Here is an 18,054-nt window from a genome sequence, read left to right as displayed (position 1 = left end):
CGCGACGACGTCCCGGGCCAGCGGCGTCCCGGACCCCGGCCCCCGGTCGTCAGCGCGCCTAGGCGACGTGGCGACTAGCCGATGGAAGAATCGGCTCATGATCCTTGCACGGTTGATTCTCGGCCTCCTCACCCTGGCGCCGATGACCGGATACGACCTCAAGCGGCACTTCGACGCGAGCATCGGGCACGTGTGGAACGCGGACAAGGCCCAGATCTACCGGACCCTGGGCCAGCTGGTCGAAACCGGGATGGCCGTCGTCAAGGTGGTCCCGCAGGAGAACTACCCGGACCGCAAGGAGCACCACATCACCGATGCCGGTCGTGGCGCGCTCCGCGCCTGGCTGAATGCGGAGCCGGACGCCGAGCCGGCCCGGGAACCGTTCCTGGGGCGGATCTTCTTCGCCGGGGAACTCGAGCGCGACGCCGTCGTGCTGCTCCTGCAGGAACGCCGTGCCCGCGTCGCCGCGCAGCTCGAGGACTACCGCGGGCAGCGGGCCGAGCTGGGAGACCTCGAGGGATTCGACCGCCGCGCCTACCTGATGGCTGCCACCCTGGAGCGGAGCATCGGGCACGCCGAGTCGGAGCTCAGATGGCTGCGCCAGGTGGAGAGGAACCTGCCGTGAACGCAGCGATCTACCCCGAGGTGCATCCCTCCCGCCGCCCACGCACCGACGGCGGCCCGACCCGGACCATCGTGTTCCTGCACGGTGGTGCCACGGGCAACTGGTCCTGGCACCGCCAGGTGGAGGCCTTCGGCGACTACCGGGTGCTGACCCCGCACCTGCCCGGGTACGGCGCGCGCCGCGGCGAGCCGTGGCAGGGCCTCGAGAGCGCCGCCGACGACGTCGCGGCCTTCGTGGCCGAGCGCGTGGACACCGGCGTCGTCCACCTCGTGGGCATCTCGCTCGGCGGACTGGTCGGCCTGCGCGTCCTGGAGCGCCACCCCGAGCTGGTGGGCACCGCATTCCTCACCGGCCTCCCGGTGCTGCCGCAGACGTCCGCCCAGCGGGCCGCCGCCCGCACGCGCCCCCGGATGTGGGGCGCCGACCGGTTCGTCCGGACCCAGGCCGGAGCGTACGGCGCCCTCGAGACGGCCGGGACCGACGACGCCGAGGCGGCCACGCTCCGCGCCGTGGCCGAGGACGTGGCCCGCGGGGGAGCGCCGCAGCTCGACGGCCTGGAGACCGACGTCCTCCTCGCCGCCGGCGCCCGCGAGCCCGCGTTCGTCCGCAAGGGCCTCGCGGAGCTGCAGCGGGCGATCCCGCGGGCGACCGTCCGACTGGCCCCGGGGGCGCACCATGCGTGGAACCTCGAGGAGCCGCTGCTGTTCGACGCCGTCGTCCGCCGCTGGGCCGAGCGGACGGAGCCGCACCCCCGCCTCGGCGAGGCGTGAGCGCGGCTCCGGTCGCGCGGGTGGAGCGGCCCCTGCGGTTGCGGTCGAGTCGTTAAACGACGGCGTCCGGAGCCGCACCGGTCGGTGCGGCCCCGGACGGGCGCGTGCGGATTCGGGAGGGGCCTACGCCCAGACGACCAGGTCGCTCGACTCGACGCTCGGCTCGGCGAAGTCCCAGACCGGCTCGTCGGCGTCGGGCGCCGGGGCCGAGTAGGCCTGCAGCGCGGCGACGGCACCGCCGAGGCTGTGCTCGCCGGCGGCGTGGATGGCGTCGCGGCCCTCCTCCAGGAGCGTCACGTCGGACACCATCGAGACGGCGACGAACTCGTCCTTCTGCTCCTTCAGGACGGCGATCAGGTCCTGCATCATCACGTCGGCGTCGATGTCGGCCTCGGGATCCTCCGCCTCCTCGGGCGGCTGGACGGCCAGCAGGCGCATCTCGCCGTCGGCGTCGCCCTCCGAGGGCGTCAGCCCGACGGCGAAGGGCAGGAATACGCCGTGCTCCTCGAGCTGTTCGCGGGCGATGCCCAGCGAAGTGCCCAGCAGGCGGTTCAATTCCTCGTGCGCCGCGGCGCCCAGATCGGCGATGCGGTTGGTGGTCATGCGTGACTCCTGACGATTTCAAGGACGGTGTCGCGGACAGCCTCCATCGTGCCACGTTCGGTGGCCTCGCCGTTATAGCGCAGGAAGGGCTCGGTATTGGACGGACGGAGGTTGAACCACCAGCTGCCGTCCTCCGCGGACACCGTGAGACCGTCCATCGTGCCGACGCTCGTTCCCGTGCCGACCAGACCGTTCAGGCCGGCGGCGCGCACGGTCCCGCGCTGGTCGGCGTCGGACTCCCAGCCGTCGGCGAACTGCGCGAGCACCGCCCGGGCCGCGGCGTCCTTGTCCTCGACCCGGGAGTTGATTTCGCCGGAGGCGAAGTACGGGTCGAACTCCTCGGCCAGCTGGGACAGCGGGCGGTCCTGGCCGCCGAGCGCCGCGAGCACGTGGAGCCCCGCGAGCATCCCGGTGTCGGCGTTGAAGAAGTCGCGGAAGTAGTAGTGCGCCGAGTGCTCGCCGCCGAACACGGCGCCCTCGGCGGCCATGACCGCCTTGATGAACGAGTGGCCCACGCGCGTCTCGACGGCGCGCCCTCCCTCGCGCTCGATCAGCTCGGGGACGGCCCGGGAGGTGATGAGGTTGTGGATCACCACAGGCGCCTCCTCGCCGCCGGCGCGGGCACGGGCGATCTCCCGGCGGGCGACCATCGCCGTGATGGCCGACGGGGTGACCGGCTCGCCGCGCTCGTCGATGACGAAGCAGCGGTCGGCGTCGCCGTCGAACGCCAGTCCGATGTCCGCCCCGTGCTCGACGACGGCCGCCTGCAGGTCGCGCAGGTTCTCCGGCTCCAGGGGATTCGCGGGATGGTTGGGGAAGGTGCCGTCCAGCTCGAAGTACAGCGGCACGATCTCCAGCGGCAGCGCGGGCAGGATCGCGTCCCCGAGCACGGCCGGCGTCGTCATCCCGCCCATGCCGTTGCCCGCATCGACCACGACCTTCAGGGGGCGGATGGAGGACAAGTCCACCAGCGAGCGCAGGTACGCGGAGTAATCGGCCAGCACGTCGGTCTCGGCGATGCCCCCGCTGGCCACCGGCTGGGGGAGGCCCTCGTCCAGGTACTGCTGGGCGAGGTCGCGGATCTCGAACAGTCCGGTGTCGGCCGAGACCGGCACGGCCCCGGGCTTGGCCATCTTCATGCCGTTGTACTCGGCGGGGTTGTGGCTCGCCGTGAACACCACGCCGGCGGCCTCCAGCGTGCCGCACGCGAAGTACAGCTCGTCGGTCGAGACGAGACCCAGCAGGCGCACCTCCCCGCCGCGCGACGCGGCCCCGCGGGCGAACGCGTCCGCGAACCCGGGGGAGGACGGGCGCATGTCCCGGCCCACCAGCACCGGCCGCCCCGCCAGGCCGAGCACGTCCACGAAAGCCGCGCCGACCGCCTCGACGGCCGCGGCCGTGAGGGTCGAGCCCACGACGCCGCGGACGTCGTACGCCTTGAATGAGTCAGTGAGATTCAGTCTGTCCACGACGACGAGCATAGTAGGAGCGCGCCGGCCGTGCCGGACTCGCCGCCCGACCGTGGGCCGAGCCGGCGTCGTCCACACCCGTGAGGTCCTCCCGCCTATCTGTGAGGATCGGCTGACATACTGGCCGGCATGGTTGAGAACGCAGGATCGAACACCGCGGGGCACACCGGATACGCGGCACCGCCCGCCGCGCCGGGACAGGGCGGCGTCGCCCCGGGCGCGGCGGCGGGGACCGGGCTGCGCGCCGAGGCCGGCCACGTCCTCGGGCGGCTCGTCGGACGCGAGGGCGTCGACTTCCACGCCGGCCAGTTCGAGGCCATCGAGGCGCTGGTCTCCGGTGGTCGCCGGGCGCTCGTCGTCCAGCGCACCGGCTGGGGCAAGTCGGCCGTCTACTTCGTGGCCAGCCTCCTCCTGCGCGCCCGCGGGGGCGGGCCCACGCTGATTGTCAGCCCGCTGCTCGCGCTGATGCGGGACCAGGTCGCTGCCGCCGAGCGGGCCGGCGTGCGCGCCGCCGCCATCAACTCCGCCAACGCGCTCGAGTGGGAGGAGATCCGGGCCCGCCTCGCGGCCGACGAGGTCGACGTCCTGCTGGTCTCCCCGGAGCGCCTGAACAACCCGCGGTTCCGCGACGAGCAGCTTCCGGAGCTGGTCCGCCGCATGGGCCTGCTGGTGATCGACGAGGCGCACTGCATCTCCGACTGGGGACACGACTTCCGCCCCGACTACCGCCGCATCCGCGACCTCATCCGGGCCCTGCCGGGACAGGTGCCCGTCCTGGCGACGACGGCGACCGCCAACGAGCGCGTGGTCCACGACGTCCAGGAGCAGCTCGCCGCGGACGCCGGCGAGGTGTTCGTCCTGCGCGGGCCGCTGGCACGCAAGTCCCTCCGGCTCGGTGTGCTCAAGCTCCCGAGCCCGCGCAGCCAGCTCGCCTGGCTGCTGTCCAATCTGGATTCCCTGCCGGGCAGCGGCATCGTCTACGCGCTGACCGTCGCCGGGGCCGAGGACATCGCGCGTGCCCTGCGCGAGGCCGGTCACGACGTCCTCGCCTACACCGGGCGCACCGGCACCGAGGAACGCGCGGAGGCCGAGCAGGCGCTCAAGGCCAACGCCGTCAAGGCGCTGGTGGCGACCAGCGCCCTCGGCATGGGGTTCGACAAGCCCGACCTCGGGTTCGTGGTGCACGTCGGGGCGCCGAGCTCGCCGGTCGCCTACTACCAGCAGGTGGGCCGTGCCGGCCGCGGGACCGACAACGCCGACGTGCTGCTGCTGCCCGGGACGGCGGACCGGGACATCTGGCAGTACTTCGCGACGTCCTCCATGCCGGACCGGGACCGCGCCGAGGCGGTCCTGGCGGCGCTGAACGAGTCGGGGACCCTGTCCGCGCCCCAGCTGGAGGCCCGCGTGAACCTGCGCCGGACGCCGCTCGAGCTGCTGCTGAAGGTCCTCGCGGTGGACGGCGCGGTTCAGCGGGTCTCCGGCGGCTGGGCGGCCACCGGCGTGCCGTGGACCTACGACGGCGAACGGTACGCGCGCGTCGCCGCCGCCCGTGTGGCCGAGCAGAACGCCATGCTCGACTACGAGAACACGTCGTCGTGCCGCATGGAGTTCCTCGCCCTGGCGCTCGACGATCCCGAGGCGGCCCCGTGCGGCCGATGCGACAACTGCGCCGGCGCCTGGTACCCGACCGGCATCGAGGAGTCCGCAACCGCCGGGGCGCAGGCCGCGCTCGGCCGCGTCGGCGTCGAACTCGAGCCGCGTGCCATGTGGCCGGGCGGCATGGACCGGCTCGGCGTCCCGCTGAAGGGCAAGATCAAGCCCGAGGAGATCAGCACCCCCGGCCGGGCCCTCGCCAGGCTGACCGACCTCGGGTGGGGCGGCCCCCTGCGCGCGATCTTCGAGGGGGAGGCCCCCGATGCGCCGATCCCCGAGGAGATGCTCCGGGCCTGCGTCCAGGTCCTCGCCCAGTGGGGCTGGTCCGACCGGCCGGTCGCGGTGCTGAACCTGCCCTCGCGGCGGCGCCCGCAGCTCATCCGTTCGCTGGCCCGGGGTCTGGCCGAGATCGGGAAGCTGCCCTACGGCGGGGAGCTCGAGTACACACACGAGGGCCCGCGCAACGGCCCCGGCGGCAGCAGCGCCTTCCGGCTGGCGGACGTCTACGGACAGTTCGGCGTGCCCGAGCAGATGGCGCCGAACGTCGCGGCGGCCTCCGGCCCCGTCCTCCTGGTCGACGACATCGCCGACAGCCGGTGGACGCTGACCGAGGCGGTCCGGGTGCTCCGACGAGCCGGAGCACCCGGCGTCCTGCCCTTCACGCTCGCCCTCAGCGCGTAGGCCGCGAGCTACTACACTGGATTGCATGCTGGAAGCGCTGTTCTGGGTCCTGATTCCGTTGCTCGTGCTGACCCTCCTGTGGTGGGGAGTCTCCACGCTGCGCAAGCGGAACGCGGCCGACGTCGCCGCGCACGTCAACGCCGAGGGCGCGCGCGAGGCCTCGGCGCGGCTGAACGCGGACCAGCACCGGGCCATCTACCGGCAGTTGGGCAGCGGGAACTTCCTCGGCGCGGTGCAGGAGTACCAGCGCGCCACGGGCGAGCGGAGCGTCAAGAAGTGCATCATCGCCGTGCGCAGCCTCGAGCAGTTCCCGCAGATCCACGGCCCCCGCGACCTGATGGACGCCGCGCGGGAGACCCCCGGTACGCCGCAGGGCCCTGCCGCCGAGGCGGAGGAGCCGGAGTTCCCGACCGCGCGACCGGAGGCGGAGCACGGGGCGGGACCCGAGGCGCCGGCCGCAGGCGGAACCGGCGCCCCGGACGACAGGCCGGTGCCCAAACCCGGTCCGCGCCCCGGCACCGACCGCTCCGAGCGCGGCCCTGAACGTCCCGACTCCGCAGCGCCGGAGCAGGAGCAGCGCGAGCCGGAGCAGCCCAAGCGTGACCGGCCGTCGGGCCACGGGCCCGCCGGCGAGCTGGTCATCCCCTCCGACTGGACGGAGCAGTTCGGCAGTGAGGCCGACCGGAGGGTCGCGACCTACAAGATCACCGAGCAGGTGGACGGCGAGGCCCGCGAGTTCAGCACGGCGGACCTGCCGCCCGCCGAGGCGGACCAGTTTCAGTCCATGATGCGCGACCGCGACTACGAGGGCGCCGCCGAGCTCTTCGCGAACTTCTCGGGGCTGACCAAGGAGAAGATCCAGCCGCTCCTCGAGTCCGCCCCCGCGGCGCAGAACGGCGGCATCGGCGACGGCGTCTCCGACTTCGGGTTCGAGGGCGAGGGCCCCGAAGGGCCCGTCTCGTTCAACTCCGCCGACCTCCCGCCGGCCCTGCGGGCCGAGTTCCTCGAGCACCTCGGTGCCGGGCGACTCGAGGAGGCCGGACGGATCGTCGTCGACTTCACCGGCCTGCCCGAGCCCGTGGTCCGTCAGGTACTGACGAGCTTCCAGGGCGGCAAGTAGCCCTTGCCCCGGCCCCCAGGCCCGTCGGGACACGCGGCACGGGGCAACAAAAAACCCCCTCTGACGAGGGGGTTTTTGGCGGAGACGGGGGGATTTGAACCCCCGGTCGAGTTTAACCCCGACCCTTCATTAGCAGTGAAGTCCGTTCGGCCGCTCCGGCACGTCTCCAGACCGCTGGAAGAACCAGCCAGACAAGACTAGCGAATCGGTCACCCCCTTGCCAAAACGGGGGCCGCTGTGTGCCTCCAGAGGAACTCGTAGCTCATGGCGAGCAGGCGGGCCGCCTGCCGCTGATCGGCCGCCCCGGCGTGTCCGCCCTCGAGGTCCTCGTGATAGCGGACGTGCTCGGCGCCCCGCTCGGCCAGCTTCGCGTACATCCTCCGCGCCTGCACGGGCCCCACCCGGTCGTCGCTCGTGGCCGTCCAGATCAGCGTCGCCGGGAAGCGCGTCGCCTCGGGCACGTCGTCGAGCCGGTGCAGCGGGGAGAATGTGCGGATGAACTCCCACTCCTCGGGCAGGTCCGGGTCGCCGTACTCCGCGATCCAGGAATGGCCGGCCGAGAGGCGCGTGTACCGCCGCAGGTCCAGCAACGGCACCCCGCAGGAGACGGCTGCGAACAGCTCGGGGTAGCCGGTCACCATGTTCCCCATCAGCAGCCCGCCGTTGCTCCGGCCCGTCGCGGCCAGGCGCTCCGGCGAGGTGAGGCCGCGGTCGATCAGGTCGCGGGCGACCGCCGCGAAGTCCTCGTAGGCCCGGTGGCGCCGCTCCTTCAGGGCGGCCCGGTGCCATTCGGGTCCGTACTCGCCACCGCCCCGGATGTTGGCCACCACGTAGACGCCCGACCGGTCGTGCCCGTCCCGGCGCGTCAGCCAGGCGCGCCCCACGACGGCGGAGTACGACGGCGTCAGGCTCGCCTGGAACCCGCCGTAGCCGGTCATCAGGACGGGGCTCTGCCCGTCGGCGACGAGCCGGGTGGGGCCGATCTGGAAGTACGGCACCCGCGTGCCGTCGTCGCTGGTGGCGAAGTGCTGCTCCACCCGCAGCCCGGAGGTCTCGAAGTGCGATCCGGCCGCCTTGACCGGCGCGAGAGCGACGATCTCGACGCCCGGGACGGGTTCGCCCTCGGCGTCGGGATCCGGCTCGGCGGGGTCGAGCGTGCCGCGCAGCAGCGTGGTGGGGGTGAGGAAGCCGGATCGGGTCACCCAGACATCGTTGGGGCGCTCCGGGTCCTCGTCGTCCACCGCCGTGACGGAGACCGTCTCGAACTCGGCGCCGGTCTCCAGCCGGGTGAGGCGCCACCCGGCGGTAGGGTCGGCGGCGAGGACGGTGGAGGCGACGTCCTCCAGCACCGCGAGGACCAGGTAGTCGCGGGTGAACGAGTACCCCTGGAGGGCCGTGCGCGCGTCGGGGCGGAAGACCACCGTCACGTCCCGCTCGCCGGCCAGGAACGGCTCGAGGGCGGTGACGGCCAGCGCCCCCGCCGGCACCACGGCACCGTCCGGGAGGCGCCAGTCGGTCCGCGGGGCGAAGACCAGCCAGTCCCGGTGCACGTCGACGCGCACGTCCTCCGGCACCTCGATCCGCATCCACTGCTCGCCGCCGTCCGGGAGCGTGCGGAGCAGGTGGGTCCGCGCGCGGTGGAAGTCGACCATGTCGAACGCGAGCGTCCGCTCGAAGCCGGGCGTCTGGTCGTGGACGACCACGGCCATGACGTGCCCGGGATCCACCGCGAAGACCTCGCGCGCCGTGCCGACGTCCTGCCCGCGCTCCACGATCCTGACTGTCCGCGCGTAGGAGGAGCGCGTGAGCGAGCCGGGACCGAAGTCCGACGCCAGGTAGACGGCGTCCGGACCCGCCCAGGAGACCCGCGACTTCGCCACCTCGAAGTCGAAGCCGCCCTCGGCGGCGGGGACAAAGGCGCGCCGGACGACGTCGTACTCGCGGACGCGGACGGCGTCGCCGCCGTCGGGGGAGAGTTTCACGAGGGCGCGTGCGTAGGGCTCGCGGGCGGCGGGCCGGAGCATCTGCACCCCGGAGTACACCCAGTCGACGCCCTCGGCGGCGGCGAGCGCGTCGACGTCCAGAAGCGTCTCCCACTCCGGCTCGTCCGTCACATAGGAGGCCCAGTCGGTCCGCCGCCACACGCCCCGGGGGTGCTCGGCGTCGCGCCAGAAGTTGTAGTAGTGGTGACCGCGCTTCACGACGCCGGGGATCCGGTCCTCGGCCTCCAGCACCTCCTGCAGGGAGTCGACGAGGGCGTCGTAGCCGCCGGAACCGTCGGAACCGTCGGAACCGTCGGAACCGTCGGCCACCCGTCCCGCTCCGGCCCGTCGGCGTCGTCGAGGTCCCCGGCCGGGCCCGAGCCACCGAATGCGCCGGGGTCGCCGGACACGCCGGGGCCGCCGTGTCGCAGCCAGGCCTCCGTCTCCGCATTGCGCTCGCGTACCCAGGCGAGCGCCTCGGCGCCGTGGATGTCCTCGAGCCACGCCAACGGGTCCGCTGTCTCGCCGACGGCCGCCTCGTCGCCGCCGAGTGCCGTGCCGGTTCCGTCCATCGGTGCTCCCCTCGCGTCCGGGCCTCCGCCCGCCGTCCACCGGAACACGTGCTCGCGGCGGGCGGGCGCCTGCGAGCCAGTCTAGGCCGCGGGCCCGGCTCCCGGCGGGGACGAACCGTGCGCCGCGCTACGCTGAGGGGCACGCGGTACCGGCGCGCGGGCCTCGGCATCCGGGCCCGGGTGCGGGGACCGGGGTGCAGGACCGGGGACAGGGAACCGGCCGGACTGATTTTGGAGAGAGTGGTATGCGGCGCGAACGGTATGTCGTCACGGTGGTGGGGGCCGGCCCCCGGGGGACCTCGGCGCTGGAGCGGCTCCTGGCCCGGCTCGAGTCGGCGACGGCGCCCGGGGAGACCGTCCCGGGACCGATCGACCTCCGCGTGGTGGACCCGTACCGGCCCGGGTCCGGTCACGTCTGGTCGCCGCGGCAGTCCCGGCTCTTCCTCATGAACACGCCCGCGGTGTACCCGACGGTCGCCCCGCCGCGCCGCGCGGGCGAGCCGGGCCTGACGTTCGACCAGTGGCGCCGCCTCCGCGGCGACGGGGCCACCCTGGCGCCGGTCGAGCTCGCGGAGCTCGACGCCCTCGGTCCCGGCGACTACCCGTCGCGGGCGCTCTACGGGCGGTACCTCGAGCACGTGTACGACGCCGTCGCCCAGCGACTGCGGGAGCACCCCGCCGTCGCCTCCGTGGAGCACGTGCCCGCCTCGGCGGTGCGGCTCGAGAAGCGCGGCACCGACTACCTGCTCGTGCTGCGCTCCGCCGACGGGGAGACGAGCACGCTGGAGACCGACGCCGTCGTCCTCGCCGTGGGGCACGTCCCGGCCGAGCTGAATCCGCGGCAGGCCGCGGCCGGGCAGCGGGCCGAGGAGCTCGGGCTCGTGTACCAGGGCCCGAACGTGCCCTCCGACGTCGACTGGTCGATCTTCCCCGGGGGCGAACCGCTGCTGGTGCGCGGGCTCGGGCTGAACTTCTTCGACGCGCTCGCCCAGCTGACCCAGGGCCGGGGCGGCGACTTCCACCCGGTCGGCCGTGAGCCCGGCCGCCGCCTCGAGTACCGTCCGAGCGGCCGGGAGCCGCTGATCTTCGCCGGGTCCCGCCGCGGCGTCCCCTACCGGGCCAAGGCGGAGGTGCCGGCCTTCGTGCCGCCCAGTGTCGAGCTGGCCTACCTGACCTTCGAGCGGGTGCACGCGCTCGCCGCGGCCGGCGCGCCCGGCGAGCCGCACGGCAAGGTCGGGTTCGACGCCCACGTCTGGCCGCTGCTGCACCGCGACGTGCTGCGGACGTTCTACACGGTCGCCGCGCGCGTGCGACCGGACGATTTCGCCGACCCCGCCGGGTTCCTGACGCGGATGGACGAGATCCTCGATGCACCGCGCCACCCGGACCAGACCGTGCAGGGCACGCGTGTCCACGGCCAGGAGGTCTGGCGCTCGCGGCTGGCCGGCCTCGTCGACGAACTCGCGCCCGGCGTCGGCTGGCTCGACGTGCCGGCGCTCGGCCACCCCTTCGCCCAGCGGGGCTTCACCGACGGGGACGAGTACCAACGGGCGGTGATCGCCTACCTCGAGGAGGACGCCCGCTCCTCGGCGGCCGGCGAGGACGACCCCCTGAAGATGGCCATTGGCGCCCTGCACGCCGGGCGGCTCCTGATCAAGCGCATGGTCGCCGAGGGGCTCGTCGACGAGGTCTCCCGCACCGACGAGCTCCAGCGCTGGTTCGAGCCGCTGGTCGAGGGCACTGCCAGCGGGCCGCCCCTGCGCCGCATCGAGGAGCTGATCGCGCTCTGCCGCGCCGGCATCGTGCGCTTCCTCGGCCCGGACCCGGTCTTCTCCCTCGAGGAGGAGGGCGAGTACGCGGGCGTGTTCACCGCGTCCTCCCCGTGGGTGGATGCCTCCCCGGCCACCGCGCACCACATGCTCGAGGCCATGATGCCCGCCAACCGTGTCGCCCATACCGCGTCCGAGCTGCTCCGCCAGCTCCAGGACGACGGACTGGCCCGCCCCCGGGCGATGCCGACCGAGGAAGGCGAGCTCATGCCCGGCTCGGGGTTCGACGTCGTCGGGCGGCCCTACCGCCTGGTCGACGCCCACGGCGTCGCGCACCGCGCGTTGTTCGTGCTCGGCCTGCAGCTCTCCAGCGTGCAGTGGGGCACGGCCATCGCCGCGGAGTCGGAGGGCACGGACGACGACGGCGCCCGCACCCTCGCGGATGCGGACGCCGTCGCCGTGGAGATCGTCCGGCTCGCCGCCCGGTAGCCGGCCGCAGGCAGGCCAGGCAGGCCAGGCAGGCCAGGCCCGGGCCGCGGCCGGCGAGGTGGCCCGAGGCGGCGGCCCGGGCCGTTACTTCTTCGGCAGGTCGACGCCGACGATCGCCGGGTCGTGGTCCGAGGCCCGGTAGGGATCCGGCGCGTAGAAGTCGGTCGCGTTGTAGTTGTACCGGCTGTACTCCAGGGCGATCGGCTCGTCCGCGTTGATGTCCCACACGGTGTGGCCGGTGACCTGCCCGGCCGCCGCGGGGGAGGCCAGGATGTGGTCCAGCGAGCCGACCAGCCCGCCGTAGAGGTACGTGTGCTCCTTCTCCCCATCGGCGGCGGCGCCCAGGTTGGTGTAGCCGGCCGCGTGGAAGACCCGCATCGGGTCCTCCTGCGTGTAGGCGTTGAAGTCGCCGGTGAGGAAGACCTTCTCGGTGTTCCGCTCCTGCGTCATCTCCTCGGCGAAGGCCACCAGCGCCTCGGCCTGGGCCACGCGGGCCGCGTTCCAGGCGCCCTGGCCGTCGCCGGCGTCGTCGTTGGCCGATCCGTCGTCCGGCGCGGAGCCCTTGGACTTGAAGTGGTTCACGATCGTGAGGAAGCGCGTCTTGCTGTTCCCGCCGACCTTCTGGAACGCCTGCGCCAGCGGCTGGCGCGCGTTGGAGAAGGCGGGGTCGTCCAGGATGACCGACTCGTCGATCGGCTTCACCGCCGCGGGCTTGAAGATGAACGCCGTGCGGATCACGTCCTCGTCCGCCGGCAGGTCCGCCGGGCTGGGCACGAAGTCCCAGACCGGCGTGCCGGCCCCCTCGTTGAGGGCTGCGGTCAGGGTCGCCAGGGCCTCGTCGCGGTCCTGGCCGAACGCGGCCGAGTTCTCGATCTCCTCCAGCGAGACGACGTCCGCGCCGAGCCCGTTGATCGCGGCGACGATCTTGGCCTCCTGGCGCTCGAGGTCCTCCTCGTCGGCGGCGCCGCGCGGTCCGTCCGGGTTGCAGCGATTGGTGCCGACGGGCTCGCCGTCGCGGTCGGTGTGCCAGGAGCAGCTGCCGCCGAGCTCCTCCACGAACTCCCGGCCGGTGGTGGTGAAGTAGTTCAGGACGTTGAAGGAGGCGATCCGCACGTCGCCGCCGACCTCGGCCGGCGCCGTGGTCCGGGTGTCGGCGAACGACGCCGGGGCGTCGCCCGGGTTCTCGCCGGTCACCTGGGTCTGGGGCTGGAAGCGCCACAAGTCGTATCGGTAGTCGAGCACCACCGGGGACGTGAACGTTGCCGCCGCGCCGACGCGCACGGGCGTCCCGGGGGAGAGGTAGGGCAGTGGGATGTCCTGGTTTCGACTGCCGCCCGTGAAGTTCACGGTCGCGCCGTCGTCGAGCGTGACGCTTCGCTGGGCGTTCTCCGCCTCGATCGCGGAGGCGAGGTCCGACCCGGCGGGCGCCGCGTCGGTCGGCTGCGGCAGCCGCGCCTCCCCGGGGACCAGCGCGCTCTCCCCGAAGGCGAGGCCGATCTCGCCGTACCGGTTCAGCGAGTAGTTGTCCGCGACGGTCCACTGACCCTCCGGTTGCCACAGCATGCCCTCGTAGCGCTCGCGCTCCGCGTCGGTCGCCGGCCACGCCGCGGTGAGCGGCTTGACGGCCTCCGCAGGCTCATCGAGGGCGGAGACCTGTCCCTCGGTCGCGTCGACCTGGGTCATGCCGTAGTACTCCGTCGCGGTGCCGGTGACCTCCACGTGGTCGCCGACCACGACGCCCGGCACGGCGTCCGGCGCATAGACGAAGACGCCGTGGCTGGCCGCATCGCCGTCGTCGGACCCCGTGCCGGGGGTCTGCAGGAAGAACCCGTCGATCCCGCCGGTGGGGAACGCGGCGGTGACGACGCCCCGCGTGGAGACGCGCTCGCCGGAGAGCGGGCTGGCCGCGCCCGTGCCCTGGATCTCGGCGATGGAGACCTCCTGCGCCGGTTCCGGCTCGGGTTCGGGGGTGGTGCCGGGGCCGCCGGTCCCGCCCGACGGCGTCGGGGTGATCTCCGCACTGAGCGTGAAGTCGGCGCGGTTGTCGTCGGTGTCGACGCCGTCGGTCCGGTTGAAGGAGCGCGGATCCGAGTTGCTGGAGGGCGCGGCGGCGGTCTGCGTCTCGAACGTGTTGGAGCCGCCGTAGCCCAGCAGGTCCGCGACGTCCTCGACGCCGACGACCGACCCGGTGGGCAGGGTCAGCGGCTCGGTCGTCTCGGCGAGGACCACGGTGCCGTTCGTCCCGCCGGGGTTGAACGACGTCGTCAGGTCCGGGCCGGGCAGCGCGGCGCCGGTGGTGCCGTTGCTCCCACCGGCGACGAGGAACGTCTCGCCGGGGTCGATCGTGCCGGAGAGTTCGACCGAGGAGTGCGTCGCCGCGGTGCCGGAGGCGGAGCGGTACTGCAGGCTCCAGCCCTCCAGCGACACCGGGGCGCCGGAGGTGTTGAGCAGTTCGACGAACTTGTGGGTGTAGACGGCGTTGCGGCTGCCGCCGGAGAGGTAGGCCTCGTTGATGACGACGCCGCTCGCGGTCGCCGATGCGGTCGGTGCGGGTGCGGCCGGCGCTGCCGACGCCGCCGGGGCGACGGTGAGGGCGGCCGCTAGGGCGAGGGTCGCCGCCACGGCGGCGGGACGGGTGGGGTGTGGATGCACGGGAGGTTCCTTCTCGAGGGCGGGAGCGAGGACGATGGCGGCACGTCCGCGACGCGGACGCCAAGCGATCGCTTCAGAGTTCATCAGTCTTGCATGAACGGTGAGTTGCGTCACCGTGTCCGCGGGGTGGAGCGCCGGCGCCCGCGGGGAGATGCGGGCGTCCTCTCATCGAGCCCTCCTGTGTCTCTCATCCGCACCTCATCTGGCTCTGACTAGATGGGTACTGCGACCGGACGTCCTGCCGTCGCCGATCGACCACCGCGAGGAGCGCATCATGACCGTCACCGACACCCGGCCTTCGACCACCGTTTCCAGCCCCGGCCTGAACGACTTGCACGACCCCGCCGACCGTCCCGCCGGCTGTCCCGCCGGCCGCCCCGACGCTTCGAGCCCCGCTTTCCGCAGCGCCGCCGTGGAGCCCGAGCCGCTCTTCGCCCCGACGTTCGAGGCGGTGCGGCCGGGCCTCCGCGAGGAGGCACTCCCGGCGGCGCGGCTGCTCGCCGCCCGCCCCGCCTACACCACCCGCTACGTCGCCGAGCACGCGGCGGCGGCCCCCTCCGGGTTCGGGCTGCGCTCGGGGGCCGATGTCGTCCCGCAGCCCGGCGACGTCGTTCTGGCGCGCGTGCTGGAGATCGGGCAGCACAAGCGGCTCGAGAGCCCGGTCTCGCGGAAGGCCCTGCTCTTCCCCGGCCAGGAGATCCTGGTGGCCTACGGCCACCGCTACGCCCCGGACCAGTTCCTCGCCTACGTGCCCTCGTCCCTGGAACCGTGCGACCTCGTGGCCGGAGGCGGCCTCGCCTCCCAGGTCCGCGACGCGCACGCCCGCGTCGACGCGGCCACGCGGATCGAGCCGATCGGACTGCTCGCGGACCGCGACGGCGTCGTCAACCTCCGCGACCACGCGCCGGAGCGCCTGGTCTCCGAGGACGGGCTGCCGGGCGCGCTGCCGCCGATCTTCGCCGTGCTGGGCTCCTCCATGAACTCCGGAAAGTCCACCACGGTCGGCTGCTTGGTCAACGGGCTCGCCAACAGCGGGCTCACCGTCGCGGCCGGCAAGGTGACCGGCACGGGAGCCGGCAACGACGTCAACCTCTTCCGTGACGCCGGCGCCACCCGGGTCATGGACTTCACCGACTTCGGCTACCCCACCACGTTCCAAACCGACTACGACGAGATCTGCCGACTGCTCACCAGCATGGTCGCCGCGCTCGCCGAGGAGTCCCCGGACGTGATCGTCCTGGAGATCGCCGACGGGGTCTTCCAGGGGGAGACGGGGCGTCTGCTGGCCGACCCGCTGTTCCACCGGCTCGTCGACTCCACGCTGTTCGCCGCGCAGGAAGCGCTCGGCGCGCTCTCCGGAAGCCGCATCCTGCGTGAGTCGGGCGTGGAGGTCGCCGCCATCTCCGGGGTGCTGACCGCGTCGCCGCTGGCCGCGGCCGAGGCGGCGGGCCACGTCCCCGAGCGCATCATCCCCACGTTCGACCTCTGCCGGCCGGAGGTGGCGGCAGGCCTCCTCGCGGGGGCTCGCCGGTGACCTCCGCCGGTGCACCGCCGCCCGCCCCGGGGCGAGTCCACATCCGGCGGGGAAGCGGCCGGGGGGAGAGCGGCCCGGTGGAGAGCGGCCCGGTGGAGCGCGAGCCCTTAGAGCACGGCCAGGCGCAGGGCCGCCGGGACGAATGCGGACGGGATCGCCGACTGCCGCCCCTGCTGATCGGCTCCCGTCGCTGGTATCTGGCGGGCCTGGTCGTGCTGGCCCTCGTGCGTGCCGGGGCGTCCGTCCTGGCCGCGGCGCTGGCCGGCCGACTCGTCGGCGCGGCCGGGACCGGGGCGCCCGTGCAGGGGCTCCTGGTCGCGGCGGCGGCCGCCGTCGTCGCCGTGGGCGCCAGCGTCTTCGCCGAGGGCCTCGTCGCGGAGCAGCTCGGCCAGGACTATATCCACGAGCTGCGCGTGAGGCTGGTGCGCTCCACGCTGGACTCCGAGCGCACGCGGAGCGCCGGGGTGACCATCGCGCGCAGCACCAACGATCTCACCGCCGTGCGGAACTGGGTGGCCCAGGGCATCGCGCCGCTCGTGGCCGGAATCCCGCTCGTGGTCGTCACCCTCGGGTGGCTCTGCCTGACCAACGTCTGGCTCGGCGTGGCGGTCGGCGTACCTCTGCTGCTGCTCGTAGCGGTGCTCCTGGTCCTGGCGCGCCCGGCCTACGAGCGGGCCCGCGCGGTCCGGCGCGCCCGGGGCCGGCTCGCCGCGCAGGTCGCCGACACGGTCCACGCCCGCGACGCCGTCCGGTTCGGCGGCGGCACGTCCCGGGAGGCCCGGCGCGTCGACCGTGCGGGCCAGCGCGTCGTGGAGGCGGCCCTGTCGCGCGCGCGGATCACCGGCGGGCTCCGCTCGGCGGCCATGGTGGCGCCGATCGCGGCCTCGCTCGGCGTCGGCCTGCTCGCCTCGAGCGGCCGCGTGGACGCTGCCACGGCGGCCAGCGCGCTCATGCTCGCCGGCGTGATCGGCGCGCAGTGCACCGAGCTCGGCCGCGTGGTCGAGTACCGGCAGAACTTCCGGGCCGCGCGGCGCATCATCGCCCCGGTCATCGAGGAGTCCGGGGTCGCCCGCCCCGCCGCGGTCGAGTCGGCGACGGCCCGGCCCGCTCGGGGCGACTCCGCCGGCGACGCCCGTCCGGGGAGGGTCGGAGGGGCCAGCGCCGACGGCGGATCCGCGCCCGGCCCCCTGGTCCTCGCCCGTCCGTCGGTGGACGACGGCGTCGCCGCCGACCCGCTCATCAGCGCGGTGCCGGGCGAGGTGGTCCGGTTGGTGGGCGGGGACGCGCAGGTGGAGGCTGTCTTCCAGGAGCTCGCCGGGCTGGCCCCGGACCGGGCGGAGTGCCGACTCGGCGGCCGGGACCTGGCCGCCGCGGGCGCCCGGGAGCGCCGCCTGCTCGTCGGCCATGCGGCCTCCGGTCTGCCGCTGGAGCGCGGGAGCATCCTGCGGGCGGTCCGCTACCGGGTGCCCGACGCCGGGGAGGACGAGGCGTGCGCGGCCCTCGCCGCGGCCGGGGCCGACCCGGCGGCCTGGGACGCGACGCTGCCGCAGGGACTCCGGACCCTCCTGCGGAACGGTGGCCAGCCGCTGTCCATCGCCCAGCGCGCCCAGGTCCGGATGGCCCGCGCGCTGCTGGGGACGCCGCCGCTGCTCCTGCTCGACCGGATCGACGCCGAGCTGGACCGCGCGGGCCGGGAGGCCCTGCGCGAGCTCGTCCGCGACTACCCGGGGATCGTCGTCCTCGCCACCCACGGCGACGGCCCGGCCCCCGGGGCGCGGACCGTCGTCGTACCCGGCTGACCCGCCGCCCTTCGCAGTCCGGCCACGCGCGCCGAGCGCGCCTCGACGCCGGTGGCCCGATGCCGGTTGCCCGACGACGGTTGCCCGACGACGGTTGCCTGACGCCGGTGCCCCGGGGACGGCGAAGGCCCCTGCTCCCCGTCGAGACGGGGAGCAGGGGCCTTCGCCGGCGCGGATGGTAAGGGATTTGAACCCTTGGTGCGGGGTCGCCGCACACCGGTTTTCAAGACCGGCTCCTTAGGCCGCTCGGACAACCATCCGGAGAGACCAACTCTAGAGCCAGCGGGCGCGCGCCGCCAAAGCCGGCGGCGGCCGCCGGACGCGCCGAAGCGCAAG

At 73.9% G+C, this 18,054-nt stretch carries 11 protein-coding genes and 2 tRNA genes; 7 read left to right on the top strand and 6 right to left on the bottom strand.

Translation table 11 applies throughout. The annotated features are described in order from the left end of the window. Positions 1-97: 97 nt before the first annotated feature. Complete coding sequence (locus tag RIN46_RS00175; protein ID WP_309080805.1) at positions 98-625, top strand: PadR family transcriptional regulator; 528 nt, start codon at positions 98-100, stop codon at positions 623-625. Next, positions 622-1,395, top strand: a complete 774-nt coding sequence (locus RIN46_RS00170; protein ID WP_309080806.1) for an alpha/beta fold hydrolase — start codon at positions 622-624, stop codon at positions 1,393-1,395. The genes RIN46_RS00175 and RIN46_RS00170 overlap by 4 nt, the downstream gene beginning before the upstream one ends. 123 nt (positions 1,396-1,518) lie before the next feature. Here the strand turns inward: RIN46_RS00170 and RIN46_RS00165 are convergent, their stop codons facing one another. Then, positions 1,519-1,998, bottom strand: coding sequence for a hypothetical protein (locus tag RIN46_RS00165; RefSeq protein WP_309080807.1), 480 nt, complete (start codon positions 1,996-1,998; stop codon positions 1,519-1,521). Further along, a complete protein-coding gene (manB, locus tag RIN46_RS00160) occupies positions 1,995-3,479 on the bottom strand; it encodes a phosphomannomutase/phosphoglucomutase (RefSeq protein ID WP_309080808.1) in 1,485 nt (494 codons plus the stop codon). Before manB ends, RIN46_RS00165 begins: the two co-directional genes overlap by 4 nt. Before the next feature lie 117 nt (positions 3,480-3,596). Between manB and RIN46_RS00155 the strand changes: the two genes are divergently transcribed. Next, a complete protein-coding gene (locus RIN46_RS00155; protein WP_309080809.1) occupies positions 3,597-5,801 on the top strand; it encodes a RecQ family ATP-dependent DNA helicase in 2,205 nt (734 codons plus the stop codon). 25 nt (positions 5,802-5,826) lie between these two features. Continuing rightward, positions 5,827-6,921 carry a hypothetical protein gene (locus RIN46_RS00150; protein WP_309080810.1) on the top strand — a complete coding sequence of 365 codons (1,095 nt, stop codon included), beginning with the start codon at positions 5,827-5,829 and terminating at the stop codon, positions 6,919-6,921. 76 nt (positions 6,922-6,997) lie between these two features. On the opposite strand, the gene RIN46_RS00145 is transcribed toward RIN46_RS00150, so the two are convergent. Together RIN46_RS00145 and RIN46_RS00140 are read right to left on the bottom strand one after the other, a co-directional pair. Continuing rightward, positions 6,998-7,089, bottom strand: a tRNA-Ser gene (locus tag RIN46_RS00145). Between the two features lie 41 nt (positions 7,090-7,130). Further along, entirely contained in the window at positions 7,131-9,233 is a 2,103-nt protein-coding gene (locus RIN46_RS00140; RefSeq protein WP_309080811.1) for a prolyl oligopeptidase family serine peptidase, read from the bottom strand. Positions 9,234-9,720: 487 nt separating this feature from the next. Here RIN46_RS00140 and RIN46_RS00135 point away from each other — a divergent pair, with 487 nt between their 5' ends. Then, entirely contained in the window at positions 9,721-11,733 is a 2,013-nt protein-coding gene (locus RIN46_RS00135) for an FAD/NAD(P)-binding protein (protein ID WP_309080812.1), read from the top strand. Positions 11,734-11,817: 84 nt separating this feature from the next. On the opposite strand, the gene RIN46_RS00130 is transcribed toward RIN46_RS00135, so the two are convergent. Continuing rightward, entirely contained in the window at positions 11,818-14,385 is a 2,568-nt protein-coding gene (locus tag RIN46_RS00130; RefSeq protein ID WP_309080813.1) for an ExeM/NucH family extracellular endonuclease, read from the bottom strand. 274 nt (positions 14,386-14,659) lie between these two features. Here RIN46_RS00130 and RIN46_RS00125 point away from each other — a divergent pair, with 274 nt between their 5' ends. Continuing rightward, entirely contained in the window at positions 14,660-15,919 is a 1,260-nt protein-coding gene (locus tag RIN46_RS00125; protein WP_309080814.1) for a DUF1611 domain-containing protein, read from the top strand. A 77-nt stretch (positions 15,920-15,996) separates the two neighbouring features. After that, positions 15,997-17,718, top strand: a complete 1,722-nt coding sequence (locus tag RIN46_RS00120; RefSeq protein WP_309080815.1) for an ABC transporter transmembrane domain-containing protein — start codon at positions 15,997-15,999, stop codon at positions 17,716-17,718. A 172-nt stretch (positions 17,719-17,890) separates the two neighbouring features. Here the strand turns inward: RIN46_RS00120 and RIN46_RS00115 are convergent. Further along, positions 17,891-17,978 (bottom strand) — tRNA-Ser (locus RIN46_RS00115). Between the last annotated feature and the right edge of the window lie 76 nt (positions 17,979-18,054).

Origin of the sequence: Zhihengliuella sp. (assembly GCF_031178195.1) — a bacterium.
Classification (GTDB): Bacteria; Actinomycetota; Actinomycetes; order Actinomycetales; family Micrococcaceae; genus Zhihengliuella.
The sequence above is the reverse complement of the archived record's forward strand: the minus strand, read 5'-3'. Positions and strand labels throughout refer to the sequence as shown.

Bases quoted from the DNA above. Each gene is read 5' to 3' on its own strand.
- RIN46_RS00175 (WP_309080805.1), top strand. From the start codon at position 98: ATGATCCTTGCACGGTTGATTCTCGGCCTCCTCACCCTGGCGCCGATG.
- RIN46_RS00165 (WP_309080807.1), bottom strand. From the start codon at position 1,998: ATGACCACCAACCGCATCGCCGATCTGGGCGCCGCGGCGCACGAGGAA.
- manB (WP_309080808.1), bottom strand. From the start codon at position 3,479: ATGCTCGTCGTCGTGGACAGACTGAATCTCACTGACTCATTCAAGGCG.
- RIN46_RS00155 (WP_309080809.1), top strand. From the start codon at position 3,597: ATGGTTGAGAACGCAGGATCGAACACCGCGGGGCACACCGGATACGCG.
- RIN46_RS00150 (WP_309080810.1), top strand. From the start codon at position 5,827: ATGCTGGAAGCGCTGTTCTGGGTCCTGATTCCGTTGCTCGTGCTGACC.
- RIN46_RS00135 (WP_309080812.1), top strand. From the start codon at position 9,721: ATGCGGCGCGAACGGTATGTCGTCACGGTGGTGGGGGCCGGCCCCCGG.
- RIN46_RS00125 (WP_309080814.1), top strand. From the start codon at position 14,660: ATGACCGTCACCGACACCCGGCCTTCGACCACCGTTTCCAGCCCCGGC.